General features: G+C 55.9%; 15 protein-coding genes. 9 read left to right on the forward strand and 6 right to left on the reverse strand.

The annotated features are described in order from the left end of the window. Positions 1-8: 8 nt before the first annotated feature. A complete protein-coding gene (locus tag AC6I8J_RS09720) occupies positions 9-422 on the reverse strand; it encodes a hypothetical protein (protein ID WP_161735178.1) in 414 nt (137 codons plus the stop codon). Between the two features lie 178 nt (positions 423-600). On the opposite strand from AC6I8J_RS09720, the gene rstA reads away from it, so the two are divergent. From rstA to AC6I8J_RS09750, 6 genes are all read left to right on the forward strand, one after another. Continuing rightward, a complete protein-coding gene (gene rstA / locus AC6I8J_RS09725; RefSeq protein ID WP_013357953.1) occupies positions 601-1,326 on the forward strand; it encodes a two-component system response regulator RstA in 726 nt (241 codons plus the stop codon). Further along, complete coding sequence (rstB, locus tag AC6I8J_RS09730) at positions 1,323-2,624, forward strand: two-component system sensor histidine kinase RstB (RefSeq protein ID WP_497825318.1); 1,302 nt, start codon at positions 1,323-1,325, stop codon at positions 2,622-2,624. Before rstA ends, rstB begins: the two co-directional genes overlap by 4 nt. A 19-nt stretch (positions 2,625-2,643) precedes the next feature. Beyond that, a complete protein-coding gene (locus AC6I8J_RS09735; RefSeq protein WP_497825319.1) occupies positions 2,644-4,131 on the forward strand; it encodes a carboxypeptidase M32 in 1,488 nt (495 codons plus the stop codon). Positions 4,132-4,290: 159 nt separating this feature from the next. Then, the gene (asr, locus tag AC6I8J_RS09740) at positions 4,291-4,812 is read left to right on the forward strand and encodes an acid resistance repetitive basic protein Asr (protein ID WP_161735186.1); all 522 of its coding nucleotides are present in this window, start codon (positions 4,291-4,293) and stop codon (positions 4,810-4,812) included. Between the two features lie 81 nt (positions 4,813-4,893). Then, positions 4,894-4,992: a small membrane protein YdgU gene (gene ydgU / locus AC6I8J_RS09745; RefSeq protein WP_008925242.1), complete on the forward strand. Its 99-nt coding sequence runs from the start codon at positions 4,894-4,896 to the stop codon at positions 4,990-4,992. 114 nt (positions 4,993-5,106) lie between these two features. Then, positions 5,107-5,916 (forward strand): trypsin-like serine peptidase, encoded by an 810-nt coding sequence (locus AC6I8J_RS09750; RefSeq protein ID WP_497825320.1) that lies wholly within the window; start codon positions 5,107-5,109, stop codon positions 5,914-5,916. A gap of 54 nt (positions 5,917-5,970) precedes the next feature. Here AC6I8J_RS09750 and hrpA read toward each other — a convergent pair whose 3' ends face one another. After that, complete coding sequence (gene hrpA / locus AC6I8J_RS09755; protein ID WP_260058258.1) at positions 5,971-9,873, reverse strand: ATP-dependent RNA helicase HrpA; 3,903 nt, start codon at positions 9,871-9,873, stop codon at positions 5,971-5,973. 256 nt (positions 9,874-10,129) lie between these two features. Between hrpA and AC6I8J_RS09760 the strand changes: the two genes are divergently transcribed. Then, the gene (locus tag AC6I8J_RS09760; protein WP_161735191.1) at positions 10,130-10,729 is read left to right on the forward strand and encodes an FMN-dependent NADH-azoreductase; all 600 of its coding nucleotides are present in this window, start codon (positions 10,130-10,132) and stop codon (positions 10,727-10,729) included. Positions 10,730-10,793: 64 nt separating this feature from the next. On the opposite strand, the gene AC6I8J_RS09765 is transcribed toward AC6I8J_RS09760, so the two are convergent. The 3 genes from AC6I8J_RS09765 to AC6I8J_RS09775 are packed head-to-tail and all read right to left on the reverse strand — an operon-like array spanning position 10,794 to position 13,956. Beyond that, positions 10,794-11,132, reverse strand: coding sequence for a YdbL family probable chaperone protein (locus AC6I8J_RS09765; protein ID WP_253418707.1), 339 nt, complete (start codon positions 11,130-11,132; stop codon positions 10,794-10,796). A gap of 11 nt (positions 11,133-11,143) precedes the next feature. Continuing rightward, positions 11,144-11,332 (reverse strand): YnbE family lipoprotein, encoded by a 189-nt coding sequence (locus AC6I8J_RS09770; protein ID WP_009090058.1) that lies wholly within the window; start codon positions 11,330-11,332, stop codon positions 11,144-11,146. Then, a complete protein-coding gene (locus tag AC6I8J_RS09775) occupies positions 11,329-13,956 on the reverse strand; it encodes a YdbH family protein (protein ID WP_497825321.1) in 2,628 nt (875 codons plus the stop codon). The genes AC6I8J_RS09770 and AC6I8J_RS09775 overlap by 4 nt, the downstream gene beginning before the upstream one ends. A 145-nt stretch (positions 13,957-14,101) precedes the next feature. Here AC6I8J_RS09775 and AC6I8J_RS09780 point away from each other — a divergent pair, with 145 nt between their 5' ends. Next, the gene (locus tag AC6I8J_RS09780; RefSeq protein WP_161735199.1) at positions 14,102-15,094 is read left to right on the forward strand and encodes a 2-hydroxyacid dehydrogenase; all 993 of its coding nucleotides are present in this window, start codon (positions 14,102-14,104) and stop codon (positions 15,092-15,094) included. A 46-nt stretch (positions 15,095-15,140) separates the two neighbouring features. On the opposite strand, the gene AC6I8J_RS09785 is transcribed toward AC6I8J_RS09780, so the two are convergent. Then, on the reverse strand, positions 15,141-15,416 hold the full coding sequence (locus AC6I8J_RS09785; protein WP_003853763.1) for a putative hemolysin: 276 nt from the start codon (positions 15,414-15,416) through the stop codon (positions 15,141-15,143). A 184-nt stretch (positions 15,417-15,600) separates the two neighbouring features. Here AC6I8J_RS09785 and AC6I8J_RS09790 point away from each other — a divergent pair, with 184 nt between their 5' ends. Continuing rightward, complete coding sequence (locus tag AC6I8J_RS09790; RefSeq protein ID WP_150010231.1) at positions 15,601-16,257, forward strand: MgtC/SapB family protein; 657 nt, start codon at positions 15,601-15,603, stop codon at positions 16,255-16,257. Positions 16,258-16,356: the final 99 nt, after the last annotated feature.

A 16,356-nucleotide genomic window follows, 5' to 3' on the forward strand; every position in this document is an offset into this window, starting at 1 on the left:
AAGGGGTCTCAGTGTGCCTGCACTGGAATGGATACACACAGCAGGTCATCCTGCTGTGTGAGGTTCAGCGGCTTCGCATACTCATAGTGGATGGCATCCAGCTGCTCCGCCGAAAGCGGATAAGGGAGCTGGATATCAAAGCGACTAATATGCTGTTGTTCTGCGAGAGTAATCAGGCGCGCGATATTAATTTCGTCGCTAACCTGAGTGGAAATGATTTGTAATGCTAATTCTTTTAACGGGTCGTCACTGCCCTGTAAACGGTGTGCCGATTTACGTGTCACCATGCCAAATATCGGCATCACACCATAAATAGCATCGACGAAGCTCCAGCGCTTTTTGCAGGAAGCGGAAAGAAAGTCACTGTAATTGAAGCAGATGCGGTCAGGGTATATGGCTGATGCCAGCTCTTTATCAGACACACTAACGCTCCTCATGGTAATCATCAATATCCCAAACCTGGCGCAAAAAGGCCGCGCTAATGATTGCACATTTTGCCGGTTATATACCAGCAAGCCACGGATATTTCGTGCGATAACGTAGAGCTCAGGACCAGGAAAAGATATGCTTTCATTCATCCCTGACTCTGCCCTGTGAACTATGAACAAAATTGTTTATGTAGAAGATGAACCCGAAGTGGGTTCGCTGATTGCGGCCTATCTTGGCCGTCACGATATTGAAGTCATTGTTGAAACACGCGGCGACCGTGCTGAAGCGGTCATCGCCGAACAGCAGCCCGACCTGGTGATGCTGGATATCATGTTGCCGGGCAAAGATGGCATGACCATCTGTCGCGACCTGCGGGCCAACTGGCAGGGACCAATCGTGTTGCTTACCTCACTGGACAGCGACATGAACCATATTCTGGCCCTGGAGATGGGTGCGCAGGATTACATCCTGAAAACCACACCACCCGCTGTGCTGCTGGCCCGCCTGCGCCTGCATCTGCGCCAGTCCCAGCATGGGCAGCCGGAAGATGCGCCTGCTGCGCCTGCCGCGAATCGTATGCTGCGTTTTGGCTCGCTGACCATTGATGCCCTGAACCGTCAGGTGACGCTGTTTGACGAGCAGATCGCCCTCTCCACTGCGGATTTCGATCTGCTGTGGGTTCTCGCCAGCCATGCAGGTCAGACGCTTAACCGTGATGCACTGCTGAAAACATTGCGTGGCGTCAGTTATGACGGCCTGGACCGCAGTATCGACGTGGCCATCTCCAGGCTGCGTAAAAAGCTCCACGACAGTGCCACCGAGCCGTTCCGCATTAAAACCATCCGCAATAAAGGCTATCTGTTCGCACCCCAGGCCTGGGATACGCGCGAATTATGAGAAAGCTTTTTATTCAGTTCTATCTGCTGCTGTTTGTCTGCTTTCTGGTCATGGCGCTGCTGGTGGGTCTGGTCTATAAGTTCACCGCTGAGCGCGCGGGCCGGCAGTCGATGAATGATCTGATGGCCAGCTCGCTCTACCTGATCCGCAGCGAACTGCGTGAGATCCCGCCGCGTGACTGGAACAAAACCATCAAGAGTCTTGATCTCGGCCTGTCGTTCGACCTGCACATTGAGCCGATGAACAAATATCAGCTCGATGAGACCAACATGCGGCGGTTACGGGCAGGCGAGATCGTGGCGCTCGACGATCAATACACCTTTCTGCAGCATATTCCGCGCAGCCACTATGTCTTATCGGTGGGGCCGATTCCCTATCTCTTTTATCTGCACCAGATGCGACTGCTGGATATTGCTCTGCTGGTGTTTATTGGCATGTCGCTGGCGCTGCCGGTGTTTATCTGGCTCCGCCCGCACTGGCAGGAGATGCAGCGCCTGGAAAAAGCGGCACAGCGCTTTGGCCGGGGCGAACTGGATGTACGTACCCATTTCGACAGCACCTCCAGTCTGTTCCGGCTGGGTATCGCCTTTAACCAGATGGCCGAGAACATCAACACGCTGGTCGCCAGCAAGAAGCAGCTGATTGACGGTATTGCCCATGAGCTGAGAACGCCGCTGGTACGCCTGCGCTACCGGCTGGAGATGAGCGATAACCTTACGGATGGCGAACGGGTGGCGCTGAATCGCGACATCGGCCAGCTTGAAAGCCTGATTGAGGAGCTGCTGACCTATGCGCGTCTTGACCGGCCGCGCGTCGATCTGAATCTTAAATCGCTGGATCTGGCCAGCTGGCTGAGCGAGCGGCTGGACGATTTCCGCACCATCAACCCGGACATGCGACTCGACCTTGATCTGCCGCAGCGTGAAAACATCGGCATTTCTGACACCCGATTGATGGAGCGGGTGCTGGATAACCTGGTGAACAACGCGCTGCGTTATGCGCAGCAGCGACTGCGCGTCAGTTTATGGTTCGACGGTCCGGTCGGTTGTCTGCAGGTTGAAGATGACGGCCCGGGCATTCCGACCGACGAACGTGAACGGGTTTTCGAACCTTTTGTCCGGCTTGATCCCAGCCGCGATCGCGCCACAGGCGGCTGCGGACTGGGCCTGGCCATTGTTCACTCCATTGCCCAGGCACTCAGCGGCAACGTAACCATTGAGTCCAGCCCGCTGGGCGGTGCCAGCGTTCGCTTTTGCTGGCCGGTTGATCTAACCTTGCGTGAAATTCCGCTGCGTTAAAATCCACAAGGAGTCTTACGTGACCTCAGCGTATCAACAACTTACCAAAACGTTCCAGCGCCTTTCCCGTTTCAGTCACGTCACGGCCATCGCTGGCTGTGACATGCAAACCACCATGCCACCTGGCGGCAGTCAGGCGCGTGGTGAAGCGCTGGCCGAAATGAGCGTATTGCAGCACCAGATCCTGACCGCCCCACAGGTCGGCGAGTGGCTTAAAGCCGCCGAGCAGCAGTCGCTGAACGATGTCGAGCGGGCCAACCTCAACGAGATGCAGCGCGCATATCAGCAGGCCACCCTGCTCCCTGATGATTTTGTTGAAGCCAAATCGATCGCCGGTTCCGTATGTGAACATGCATGGCGCACTCAGCGTCCCGCCAACGACTGGCAGGGCTTTGCCGCCAACCTCAAAGAAGTCGTACGACTGAGCCGCGAAGAGGCCCAGCGCCGCGCTGACGCCCGTGGCTGTTCGCGTTACGATGCGCTGCTGGATCTCTATGAGCCGGGTATGACCCGCGCCCGACTGGATGAAACCTTTGGCGAGCTGAAAACCTGGCTGCCCGATCTGCTGCAACAAGTCGTGGATAAACAGGCACAGCAGTCATTTATCACGCCGCACGGGCCGTTCGCCGTTCCAGCGCAGCGCCAGCTCGGTCTGAGCATTATGGAGACGCTGGGTTTCGACTTTAACCATGGCCGCCTCGACATCAGTGCGCATCCCTTCTGTGGCGGCGTCCCGGAAGATGTGCGCATCACCACCCGTTACAACGAGAATGAATTTCTCAGCGCCATGATGGGCGTGATTCACGAAACCGGTCATGCCCGCTATGAGCAGAATCTGCCGCAGCAGTGGCGCGGTCAGCCAGTGGCGCTGGCGCGCTCCACGGCTATTCACGAATCACAAAGCCTGTTTATGGAGATGCAGCTGGGTCGCAGCCGCGAATTCCTGCAGCGCATTTTGCCGCAGGTGATCGCTACCTTTGGCGATCAGCCCGCTCTGCAGGCGGATAATTTCGTGCGCCTGACCCAGCAGGTGAAACCCGGCCTGATCCGGGTTGACGCAGATGAACTGAGCTACCCGGCGCATGTCATTCTGCGCTATGAAATCGAGCAGGCGCTAATTGAAGGCGAGATTGAGGTTGAGGACATCCCGGCGCTGTGGGATGAGAAGATGATGCAGTCACTGGGTCTGGATACCCGGGGTAATTATCGCGATGGCTGTATGCAGGATATCCACTGGACCGACGGCGCATTTGGTTACTTCCCGACCTATACGCTGGGCGCGATGTATGCCGCACAGCTGTTCCGGTCAGTTCAGAAGGCCATCCCTCAACTCAGCGAGCTGATTCAGCATGGTGAACTGCAGCCGGTATTTGACTGGCTGCAACAGAACATCTGGCAGCACGGCAGCCGTTTCTCCACCGACCAGTTGCTGATCAATGCTACCGGCGAAGCGCTGAATCCGGCTCTCTTCCGCCAGCATCTTGAACAACGCTACCTGAATAGCTAAGCTTCCGGGCGGTCTGCTGACCGCCCTTTTCCGCCTTTGTACAATCGGTTACACGCCGATACCAAACACCCACGGACACCGTTCATTGATTTCCCTATAGTCTCTTCACCGGCCCCGCAGTGGGCTACACATGAAAAAACAGTCTCCGAGGGATTTGCAATGAAAAAATTATTTGCACTGGTTGTCGCCGCTGCTATGGGTATGTCTTCTGTTGCTTTCGCTGCTGACACCACAGCTGCTCCAGCTGCTGCGCCAGCCGCAACAACAACTACCGCTGCAGCACCGGCTAAAACCGTTCACAAAACTGCGCACAAGAAACACCATAAAGCAGCTCAGAAAGCCCAGGCTGCTAAGAAACACCACAAAAAAGCAGTGAAAAAAGATGCCGCGCAGAAAGCGCAGGCGGCTAAAAAAGTGCACCACAAGAAAGCGGTAAAACCTGCTGCACAGAAAGCGCAGGCGGCTAAAAAAGTTCACCATAAAAAAGCAACTAAACCAGCCGCTCAGAAAGCCCAGGCTGCTAAAAAAGTTCACCATAAAAAAGTAACTCAGCCAGCTGCTCAGAAAGCCCAGGCTGCTAAAAAAGTGCACCACAAAAAAGTGGTAAAACCTGCTCAGAAAGCGCAGGCCGCTAAAAAAGTTCACCACAAAAAAGTTGTGAAACCAGCAGCTAAAAACTAAGGTCGCCTTCAGCGCACGGCCACGAGATGATAATTAAAAACACCCGGTTATGCCGGGTGTTTCTTTACTGGAGTGGATGAAATGACGAGAGTGGATGAAATAGTGCGTCGCTATCGCTTCGAAATTATTCTGCTTGTTATGATCCTGTGTGGCATTGTTGCAGCCAGCTTTTTTATTTAGCCGCTGTAGCGTACTGATTAACCAATAAAACTCCCTTTTTCAACGCTCACCGACTATAGTTACCGTACTTACGTAATAACAATAACGTTAATTTTTGTCGCCATTGAGATTTCTATGCGCCTGGCTACCCTGTTAATGGTTGGACTCTTCAGCTTTGCCACCACGGTTCACGCCGATGATGACGATGACTCGCCTACTCCTGCTGAAATTAAGATGCTGTTCTTCGGCAAGGATCATCGCCAGGCAATCACCGATATTACCGCTGCCCCCTGGGATGCCATTGGTCAGCTGGAAACCGAAAGCGGCAACCTCTGTACTGTCACGCTCATCTCTCCGCATCTGGCGCTGACGGCCGGACACTGTCTGCTCTCTCCACCGGGTAATTTCGATAAGCCGGTGGCACTGCGATTTATGGCCAGTGATAAAGGCTGGCGTTACGAGCTTCATGATATTGATGCGCGCGTTGAACCCTCGCTGGCGTCAAAATTAAAAGCGGATGGTGAAGGCTGGATCGTGCCGAGCAGTGCTGCGCCCTATGATTATGGCATCGTGATTTTACGCAATCCGCCCTCTGCAATTACGCCGATTCCATTGTTCGATGGCTCACGCAGCGACCTTACTGCGGCGCTGAAGCTGACCGGACGCAAAGTGACGCAGGCAGGCTATCCGGCCGATCATCTGGATACGCTCTATTCTCACAGTGATTGCCTGATTACCGGCTGGGCGCAGCGTGCCGTGCTGTCGCATCAGTGTGACACCCTGCCGGGCGACAGTGGTTCACCGCTGCTGCTCAAAAGCGATAAAGGCTGGCAGTTAATCGCGGTACAAAGCTCAGCACCGGCAGCGAAAGATCGCTATCTGGCTGACAATCGCGCGATTTCGGTCACCTCGTTTAAAGATAAGCTGGAATCTCTCGCGCAGTAGCCTTCCCAACCCTTCACTGTTGATGCGTGCCTGTTAAGGCACGCATCCTGGCTTTTATCCTGCTATCTGCTCCATTGTCTGCAGAATTCGCTTATCTGAGATGGGGTACGGCGTACCCAACTGCTGAGCAAAGAAGCTGATACGCAGCTCTTCAATCATCCAGCGGATATTCTGCACCTCTTCATCATCCTGACGCTGCGGCGGCAATTTGTTACGCCACGCCTGATACGCCTGTTCCACTGCCTGCACTTTTAACATGCGCGCACGATCGCTGTGTGGATCGGCAGGCAGTTTTTCCAGCCGACGCTCAATGCCATGCAGGTAACGCAGCGTATCCGCCAGCCGCTGCCAGCCGTTTCCGGTGACAAAGCCGCGGTAGACCAGGCCACTTAATTGTGCCTTGATGTCGGACAACGCCAGCGCCATCGTCATATCGACCCGGCCCTTCAGACGCTTATTGATGTTGAAGACGGCCGTCAGGATCTGTTCAACCTGCTTCGCAATGGTCACTACAGTCTCATTGAGTTCGCCGCGAACTTTGTCACGCAACTGCTCAAATGAGGTCTGATCCCAGGCCGGACCGCCCGCTTCATCCATCAGTTTGTCGATGCCGCAGGCGATGCAGTCATCAATCAGCTCCAGCACTTTGCCATAAGGGTTGAAGTAAAGTCCGAGCTTGGCTTTGTTCGGCAGCTTCTCGTGCAGATATTTAACGGGTGACGGCACATTCAGCAGCAGCAGACGACGCTGACCGCGCCACATCATTTTCTGCTGCTCCTGCTCGCTGTCAAACAGGCGAATGGCGACGCTCTCTTTCTCATCGACCAGCGCAGGCCAGGCTTTGACCTGATAGCTACCGCGCTTCTGTTCGTAGCTGCGCGGCAGTTCACCAAAGCTCCAGATATGCAGACCACTCTGCTCCAGCCCGTCATCTGCCACTTTCGATAGCGTCTCCTGCACTTTGCCTTTCAGCTGTGCCTTGAGCGCGGTGAGATCTTTGCCTTCCAGCAGTTTGCGGTTGTGCTCATCCAGCACACGGAAGGTCATTTTCAGATGATCGGGCACCTGTTCCCACTGCCAGTTTTCCCGCTCCAGCGTGACACCAGTCATGCGGCGAAACTCACGCGACAGCGCATCGAGCAGCGGCATCTCCATTGCGTTGACACGCCCCAGGAACGCCTCGGCGTAGTTGGGTGCCGGCACCAGGTTGCGGCGCAGCGGCTTGGGCAGTGACTTAATCAGCGCGATGATGAGCTCACGACGTACGCCCGGGATTTGCCATTCAAAACCGCTATCTTCAATCTGATTCAACAGCGGCAGCGGAATATGTACCGTCACGCCATCCGCATCGGCCCCCGGCTCGAACTGGTAACTCAGCTTCAGTTTAAGGTTGCCCTGATGCCAGAAGTTAGGATAATCAAGCTGGCTGACCTTATCCGCGCCCTCTTTGATCAGCATCTGTTTGTCGAAGTTCAGCAGCTCCGCGTTTTCACGGCTGGCCTTTTTCCACCAACTGTCGAAATGCTTCGCTGAAACAACCTCTTTGCCAATGCGCTGGTCATAAAAAGCAAACAGCGTTTCGTCATCTACCAGAATATCGCGACGGCGGGATTTGTGTTCCAGATCTTCGACTTCACTGCGCAGCTTCTGGTTAGCACGGAAGAAAGCATGTCGGGTCTGCCAGTCGCCCTCCACCAGCGCGTGACGGATAAACAGCTCACGACTCAGAGTGGGATCAATGCTTCCATAGTTCACCTTGCGCGCGGCGACAATGGGCAGACCATAGAGCGTAACCTTCTCGGCAGCCATTACCGCGCCCTGCGATTTCTCCCAGTGCGGTTCACTGTAGCTGCGTTTAATCAAATGCTGCGCCAGCGGTTCAATCCACTCCGGTTCAATGCGACCCGCAGTGCGGCCCCACAGGCGGCTGGTCTCGACCAGTTCTGCCACCATGGTCCATTTCGGCGGTTTTTTAAACAACCCGGAGCCGGGGAAAATCGAAAAGCGGGTATTGCGTGCACCGGTGTACTCCTGCTTGTCGGTGTCCTTCTGGCCGATATGTGACAGCAGACCGCTGAGCAGCGCGCAGTGAACAGGCTGCAGTTCAGCCGGCTCGCTGTTAACCGAAATGCCCAGTTCGCGCACTACCTGCCGCAGCTGGGTATAAATATCCTGCCATTCCCGCACCCGCAGATAGTTCAGGAAGTCACTTTTGCACTGGCGACGGAAGAGGTTGCCGGACAGCGCTTTCTGCTGCTCCGCCAGGTAGTTCCACAGGTTCACATAGGCGAGGAAGTCGGAATCTTTGTCGGCAAAGCGCCGGTGCTTCTCATCGGACGCCTGCTTTTTCTCTGCCGGGCGCTCGCGCGGGTCCTGGATCGACAGACCGGCAGTGATGATCATCACTTCACGTACGCAGCCAAATTTCTGCGCTTCCAGCACCATCCGCGCCAGACGCGGATCGACCGGCAGCTGTGCCAGCTGACGCCCGGACCCGGTGAGTTTGTAGTGTCCGCTCTCCTCATTCAGGGTCAGCGCGCCCAGCTCTTCCAGCAGGCGGATGCCATCCTGAATATTGCGCTTATCGGGCGCTTCCACAAACGGGAAGGCGGCGATATCGCCTAGTCCCAGTGAGGTCATCTGCAGGATCACCGACGCCAGGTTGGTGCGCAGGATTTCCGGATCGGTAAAAGCCGGACGGCTCAGGAAGTCATCTTCCGAGTAGAGGCGAATACAGATACCGTCCGAAACACGGCCGCAACGCCCTTTTCGCTGGTTAGCGGAGGCCTGCGATATCGGCTCAATCGGCAGGCGCTGCACCTTGGTGCGGAAGCTGTAGCGACTGATACGCGCCGTGCCAGGATCGATGACATATTTGATGCCCGGGACCGTCAGTGAGGTTTCCGCGACGTTGGTCGCCAGCACGATGCGACGGCCACTGTGCGACTGAAATACCCGGTTCTGTTCCGCGTTCGACAGTCGCGCATAGAGCGGCAGCACTTCGGTGTGCGGCAGGTCGCGTTTGTTCAGCGCATCGGCGGTATCACGGATTTCGCGCTCACCGCTCATGAAGATCAGGATATCGCCGCGACTCTCGCGTCCCAGTTCATCCACCGCATCAAAAATCGCCTGCAGCTGATCGCGATCGCCATCATCCGCTTCTTCAACCACCGGCCGGTAGCGCACTTCGACCGGATAAGTCCGGCCGGAGACTTCAATCACCGGCGCGTTGTTGAAGTGCCGCGAGAAGCGCTGCGGATCGATGGTCGCCGAGGTGATAATCACTTTCAGATCGGGGCGGCGCGGCAGCAGCTCACGCAGATAACCGAGCAGGAAATCGATATTCAGGCTGCGCTCGTGCGCCTCATCAATGATGATGGTGTCATATTGCATCAGCAGGCGATCCTGCTGGATCTCCGCCAGCAGGATCCCGTCGGTCATCAGTTTAATCTGCGTCAGTTCGCTGACCTGGTCGTTAAACCGCACTTTATAGCCGACACAGCCACCCAGTGAGGTGCTGAGCTCATCAGCAATACGGTTCGCCACGGTGCGCGCAGCCAGACGGCGCGGTTGCGTATGACCAATCAGACCCGTGATACCGCGTCCCAGCGCCAGACAGATTTTCGGCAGCTGCGTGGTTTTACCTGAGCCGGTTTCACCCGCAACAATCACTACCTGATGGTTGCGAATCGCGGCGGCAATATCCTGCTGTTTCTGACTGACCGGCAGATTGTCCGGAAAGGTAATGGCTGGCGTAGCCGCGTGGCGCTGGGCCACGCGCTGTTCAGCAGCAATAAATTCCTGCTCCAGCTCACGGGCAATGCCCTGCTGTGCCTCGGAATTTTTAGCTTTTCTGGCACCCTGCAAGCGGCGCTGCAGACGCTGGCGATCGCGCAGCATTACACCGTCGAGCCGTGGCCAGAGCGCTGCCAGTGGGGAAGTATCGGGAGATGACATAATAGTGACGTACCTTACTCAGACGGTGTCGCTGCGAGAAGCAGCGCCCTGCAAGCCGGGATAACCAGCTGATTCAATAAAATAATTGTGCGCATCATAGCACATTCTGAACCGTTCCGGCGGCTGGCCCCGGTTACGCTTATTCAATAAATTCGAACATGGGTCTCGAAATATTGCGCTTTCACCGCGCCATTGATAACCGTAGAGTGTAAACCATTGAGCGGAAAGTCTTCCGCGTAACAGACAGGAAACCACCATGACCAAAGTTTTAGTTCTGAAATCAAGCATCCTTGCAGGCTACTCACAGTCAAGCCAGCTCGCTGACTTCTACGTTGAACAGGCAAAGGCACAGGGTAAAGAAGTCACTGTACGTGATCTGGCCGCTAACCCGATTCCGGTTCTGGATGGTGAGTTAGTGGGTGCAATGCGCCCATCCGAAGCGCCACTGTCACCACGTCAGCAGGAAGCACTGGACCTGTCCGATGAACTGATTGCAGAACTGCAGGCTCATGATGAAGTGGTGATTGCCGCGCCAATGTACAACTTCAACATCCCGACGCAGCTGAAAAACTATTTCGACCTGATTGCCCGTGCTGGCGTGACGTTCCGCTACACCGAAGCAGGTCCGGAAGGTCTGGTTAAAGGCAAAAAGGCCGTGGTGATCTCCAGCCGTGGCGGCATTCATAAAGATACCCCAACCGATCTTCTTACCCCATACGTTAAGCTGTTCCTGGGCTTCATCGGCATCACTGACGTTGAGTTCGTGTTTGCTGAAGGCATCGCTTACGGTCCTGAAGTGGCCAGCAAAGCGACCGCTGAAGCGAAAGACGCTATCAAGCAGATCGTGACGGCATAAGTCTCACTCATCTCAGGATGACGCTGTAAAAGACCGGGCCATGCGCCCGGTTTTTTTTCGCCGGTTACTGACTGCTCTGTGCCACTTTTCTCAGCCACTGACCGTTAATGCCGCGCACATATTCTCCCGCTGCCGCACGGCCCACCAGCTTCTGTCCGGCAATACTGGCGATGTCAGCCGTAGAGAGATTATTCTGCTCTGCCAGCCGCTGATACTCCTGCTGACGTCCGGCATTAATCCGCTGCACCAGCGCCAGCGTTTCACTGTCCTGCGAACGTGCCGCCAGATAGCCGGAAAGCGTTTCACCTGCCCGGCCCGATTGCCGCGCCTCATCGAGCGTCAGTGCCCAGGCAGGCTGAGCTATCGCCAGGACGAGGAACAGCGCCGCGCTTATGCGTTTCATCGTTGCTCTCCTCAGAACAGACCGCTCTGGTTTTTCAGTAACGCTTCCACATCTTTATCGACTTTGATGTGGATCTCATGTTCGATTTTCACGTTCATATTGATGGTGATGGGATCTTTGGGTGCCGTGACTTCAATGCGCGGCACGCAGCCGATGCTCAGCAGTCCGGCTGCCAGAACCAGTAGTGCCCTCAGGCTCATGGTGAAGTGTCCTTGTTCGATGGCAAAGTCGCATGTTGCTCTAACCAGGATTGCAAATTATCGCCAAAGCGCAGGCTGCGCCAGAGCTGAAACAGGTTTTCCTGATGATGATAGTTGAGATTAACCGTCTGACGACGGTTACTGAACGGGCTCACGCCCTGCACCTGCGCCTCCATAGTGAGGTCGCCAAGATTATCCAGATTGATCGTGGCCCAGCTGCGGGAGACTTCCATATAGCGTAACCAGTCCAGCGCGGCGCCCGTCGCCACGTTATTGCCGGTAATGGCATCTGCCATATCTTTATCCAGCCGGAAGGTCAGCGGACCGCTGTTGGCAATCCACCCTTTCTCCACCAGCCAGCGTGGGTTATTGAGCCACAGCGGAAGCTCACCGTTAACCTTGCCCGACATGGCGAACTGTTTAGGCTTCAGCGCCGTGACAAGTTCGCTGAGGCTGATTTGACGCAGCGACACCCGGGCTGGCTCATGCTGAGGCATACGCAGGGATGGCAGCGTGATTTGTCCGCCCAGCAGATCGAGGCTGACATCCTGCAGCGTCAGCGGCGCCTGTTCAGACCATGGCCAGTTCCCCTGCAGGTCGGCGCGAATGTTCTGCATCGCAAACTGGTTCTTAACCTCGGCAATGCGCAGTGATACCGGGCCGTGCTGCCCAAACTGCCACTGCTGATCATGAAATCGGAACGGCAGCGAGAAGTCGATACCGTTCACCTGGCTGTCAGGCGTCCAGACGCTGCCCTGTCTGACCGTCCAGTGGCCTCCGGCCTGGAAGCCCTGATCGCTGGCGGCGGAAAAAGCGACCTGTGCCTGCAGACTGCCGCCCTGAATCTGCATTTTCATGTCGGGGCTGAGCAGTGGCTGAAATACTGTCAGCGACTGAGCGGGCCACCAGGCCTGGCCGCGTAACCGTTCGCCGTCCCAGCGACCATTCACACGCAGCGGGCCGACCTTGCCCGCTTTTAACTCGCCCCGCCAGAGGAAATAGCCGGGATCACGACCTTTAGCCTCAAAGTCGAGCATGGAATCTGCCAGATGTCCGCCATAGCTGAAGCGGGTCTCTCCTGCCTGCAGGCGGAAATGCCCATTGAACGCCGGATGCGCCGCATCACGCTGCCAGTCTACCGGTGCAGTCAGCGTCAGACGCGGTTTTGCTATGTTGACGCTGCCGTACGCCAGCTGATTAAAGCCGGCAGACAGGGTGTCAAGATGGATCAGCGTATCGTGCCAGCCACCGGTTCCTTTAACATCCCAGCGCGCCTGCAGCGGCAGCATCTCGCCTCCGCCCCAGTAGCGCCAGTTCCATTCGCCCTTATCGGGCCAGAAGTCTGTGGCGCGACCATCGAGATGCAGCCGGAAGCGGCCAAAACTGGCATCGTGTGCGTTGAGAATCGCCTGCAGGCGACCATCAATGCCCTGTGAGGAGAGCCGCACACCCGCCAGCGGCCAGCGCGCCTCGTCCACTTCCAGCGTTGACAGCAGCCGACCGCGCAGACGCAGCAGCGATTTAGGTTGCAGCACCAGCTGAGGATCGAGTAGCGATCCACTGAGCACACCAGGAATCGAGCCATAAAGTTGCAGATCGGCCAGTTTGCTTTCACCGGTCAACTGAAAGGGAAGGTTGCTGTTGGTCAGGCTGAGGTTACCAGGACCGACGCCGAGCACCACGTTGCCCTTGCCGCCGCGTCCCTGGGTCAGCAGGTTAACGCGACCGCTAATCTGGCTACTTTCAAGGCCAGACTGCCAGTTATCCAGCGTCAGGTTAACAAACCCTGATAGCGGCTGAGCCTTCAGCGGCCAGAAGTATTCGCCCTTTTCAATCCGAATCTGATCGCGGCTGATCTGCCACGGCAGTCTGAGAAGCGACCTGGTCACTTCGGCCATTGCCACGCGTAGCTCGCCCTGCTGCTGCTGCCAGTTAAGCGTCAGCTTCAGGGGATGCGGCAGCGCGTCCAGCGCCAGCTGTCCGGTCACATCGCCGTTCACCGGCAGATCAGTGGCAAAGGTGGGTAACGCCAGATGACCACTCAGCGTGACGGGGTCAGGCAGTGCAGGATGGGTGAGCGTCAGGCGACGGATAGCGAGCTGCTGACCGGTCAGCGTGGCCGCCAGCTGCAGATTATCGCCCTGGTAACTGAGTTGCTGGCGATCTTTTTCCAGCGTCAGATCCAGCGCGCCCGCATACGTCTGCCACGGCATAACGATTAATTTGCCCAGATGAACGTCGGCGCCAGGCAGCATTGCCTGCCATTCGGCCAGCGTTTTGGGCGCAGCCGTACTGTTACTGGCAGGTAATTGTTGCAGGCAGGCGCTATCCAGCGTCAGCGCTTCAGCATTGAGTTTCCAGCGTGACTGATGCCAGCCCAGTGACACCGCCTTTACGGTGGCCAGTGAGCAATCGCCAGCGAGATAACGGATCTGAGGTAACCACAGGCCACCTTCACGCCAGCGGGGTGCGCCTGACAACGCAATGCGCGTCCCGTCAGGCAGCCAGATGCCGGCCAGCCGCGGCAGCCATTGCGTCACAGTTAAGATCAGGCCGAGCAGAAGCAGGATAACCGCCAGAATGGCCGCCAGCCGTCGCCGGAAAATCCGTGGCATAAAAGCCATAATCCTTTTCCTTACAATATCCTGACAACGATGATGGCATGTAATCTGCCAGAGGTGAAGGCCTGCGCCAGGCGCAAATCAGCAGTTTCAGCAAAGTCGGTCAGAAAACGTTATCCTTGGTTTATCACTCTGCAGGAGCATAACAATGAAGATCGCGGTTTACAGCACTAAACATTACGATCAGAAATACCTTGAGCAGGTCAATCAGCAGTTCGGCTTTGAACTGGTGTTTTATGACTTTTTACTCTCTGAAAGCACGGCTAAAACCGCTGTGGGTTGCGATGCCGTCTGCATCTTTGTCAACGATGACGGCAGCCGTCCGGTACTGGAAGAACTGGCCGGACTGGGTGTGAAATACATCGCGCTGCGCTGTGCCGGTTTCAATAATGTCGATCTGGCTGCGGCGAAAGAGCTGGGTCTGGAAGTCGTCCGGGTTCCAGCCTACTCACCAGAAGCGGTGGCTGAACATACGATCGGCCTGATGATGACCCTGAACCGCCGTATTCATCGCGCTTATCAGCGTACCCGTGACGCGAACTTTTCGCTCGATGGGCTGACCGGCTTCAATATGCACAACAAAACTGCGGGCGTTATCGGCACCGGTAAAATCGGGATTGCGACGATGCGCATTCTGAAAGGTTTTGGTATGCGGTTGCTGGCGTTTGATCCTTACCCAAGCGAACAGGCACTGGAGCTGGGCGCGGAATATGTCGATCTGAAGACGCTGTTCGCTGAATCCCACGTCATCACGTTGCACTGCCCGCTGACGCCGGAGAATCATCATCTGCTTAACGCCGACGCGTTTAAACAGATGCGCGATGGCGTCATGATTATCAATACCAGTCGCGGTGGTCTGATTGATTCACAGGCGGCCATTGACGCGCTAAAACAGCAGAAAATCGGCGCGCTTGGCATGGATGTCTACGAGAATGAACGCGATCTGTTCTTTGAAGATAAGTCGAATGATGTGATTCAGGACGACGTATTCCGTCGTCTGTCAGCGTGCCATAACGTTTTGTTCACTGGCCATCAGGCGTTTTTAACCGCAGAAGCGCTGACCGCCATTTCTGAAACGACGCTGAGTAATCTCAGCCAGCTCGATCGGGGTGAAAACTGCCCGAACCGACTCTCAGCCTGACTGTTCTCGGTGTGACTGCGCGGGCCGGAGAAATCCGGCCCGTTCATCAGCGCGCGCAATTCCCGCCAATCAACGCCTGCTCATCACAGCGGCGTCCATTCACTAACTGACACATTCCCACGCGCGAGCCATCCAGCTGATGCGAAAATGCCAGCGTTCCGCCTGCATTCGAACAGGTGCTTTCTGCCAGGGAAGACATCACCACCCGTGGCTGGATATGGGCGGCGGTGGCTTGTTGCGGTGGCTCGTTATCATCACTGTTGCTGCTACAGGCAGAGAGTAATAGCGCGGCACCGGCCAGCAAAAAGGTGGCTGCTTTCATCAGTCGGACTCCGGGAATTGAGGTAAAAGGCTGGCTCAGCATATGTCAGGCAGCACAAGGGGTCGAGAGGTGAAACAGCTTTTTACAAAATTCTGCAGCGTCATTTGCAAGCAGAATTATCTTGTTTACCTGTTATCACTGAACTGCCACCCTTTTTCAGCCCATATTAATTCGGAGTAAACCCATGTTAATGGATATGTTAATTCGCATAGCGCTGGCCGGTATTCTCGGCGGCCTGATAGGCCTGGAGCGGCAGATGCGGGCTAAAGAAGCGGGATTACGTACGCATATTCTGGTCGGTATCGGCAGTGCCATGTTTATGCTGGTGTCGAAATATGGCTTCGCCGACATGCTCAGCAGCGACCACGTAGCACTGGACCCCAGCCGTATTGCCGCTCAGGTGGTCAGCGGAATGGGCTTTCTTGGCGCGGGCACCATTATGATCCAGAAGCAGGTGGTGAAGGGTTTAACCACGGCGGCCGGCCTGTGGGTAACGGCAGCGATTGGTCTGGTAATCGGCAGCGGCATGTATGAGATCGGCATCTATGGCACGGTGCTGGCGCTGGTCGTGCTGGAAGTGTTTCGCCGCCTCAGTCATCTTTTAATCGGCAAACACCATACACTGCTGGTTTTTCTTAAGCCTAAAAGCGTGCCGCTGGTATTGCTGGTCATGCAGCGGGAAGGCATACGCTACGGCAATGTGACGGTGATTAATCGTGATGAAGAGAGCGGTCTTTGTGAACTCAGTGTCCAGGTGACGCTTTCCCGCAAATCAAACGATGCGTACCTTTATGATAAGGTTATGGAGATCAAGGGCGTTCAGTCGCTGGAAATGATGTGATTCCGCCACAAAAGCCGCTCATACCCGATGTCTCCCTGCAGGCATCCGGACATCGCAGAAGGCGGTGAGTAGCAGCCAGCGCCTTCTGCACTCCCCTAT

This window comes from Pantoea sp. X-Soil-ISGK-355, from assembly GCF_059730805.1.

Bases quoted from the DNA above. Each gene is read 5' to 3' on its own strand.
- rstA (WP_013357953.1), top strand. From the start codon at position 601: ATGAACAAAATTGTTTATGTAGAAGATGAACCCGAAGTGGGTTCGCTG.
- rstB (WP_497825318.1), top strand. From the start codon at position 1,323: ATGAGAAAGCTTTTTATTCAGTTCTATCTGCTGCTGTTTGTCTGCTTT.
- asr (WP_161735186.1), top strand. From the start codon at position 4,291: ATGAAAAAATTATTTGCACTGGTTGTCGCCGCTGCTATGGGTATGTCT.
- ydgU (WP_008925242.1), top strand. From the start codon at position 4,894: ATGACGAGAGTGGATGAAATAGTGCGTCGCTATCGCTTCGAAATTATT.
- AC6I8J_RS09750 (WP_497825320.1), top strand. From the start codon at position 5,107: ATGCGCCTGGCTACCCTGTTAATGGTTGGACTCTTCAGCTTTGCCACC.
- hrpA (WP_260058258.1), bottom strand. From the start codon at position 9,873: ATGTCATCTCCCGATACTTCCCCACTGGCAGCGCTCTGGCCACGGCTC.
- AC6I8J_RS09760 (WP_161735191.1), top strand. From the start codon at position 10,130: ATGACCAAAGTTTTAGTTCTGAAATCAAGCATCCTTGCAGGCTACTCA.
- AC6I8J_RS09765 (WP_253418707.1), bottom strand. From the start codon at position 11,132: ATGAAACGCATAAGCGCGGCGCTGTTCCTCGTCCTGGCGATAGCTCAG.
- AC6I8J_RS09770 (WP_009090058.1), bottom strand. From the start codon at position 11,332: ATGAGCCTGAGGGCACTACTGGTTCTGGCAGCCGGACTGCTGAGCATC.
- AC6I8J_RS09775 (WP_497825321.1), bottom strand. From the start codon at position 13,956: ATGGCTTTTATGCCACGGATTTTCCGGCGACGGCTGGCGGCCATTCTG.
- AC6I8J_RS09780 (WP_161735199.1), top strand. From the start codon at position 14,102: ATGAAGATCGCGGTTTACAGCACTAAACATTACGATCAGAAATACCTT.
- AC6I8J_RS09785 (WP_003853763.1), bottom strand. From the start codon at position 15,416: ATGAAAGCAGCCACCTTTTTGCTGGCCGGTGCCGCGCTATTACTCTCT.
- AC6I8J_RS09790 (WP_150010231.1), top strand. From the start codon at position 15,601: ATGTTAATGGATATGTTAATTCGCATAGCGCTGGCCGGTATTCTCGGC.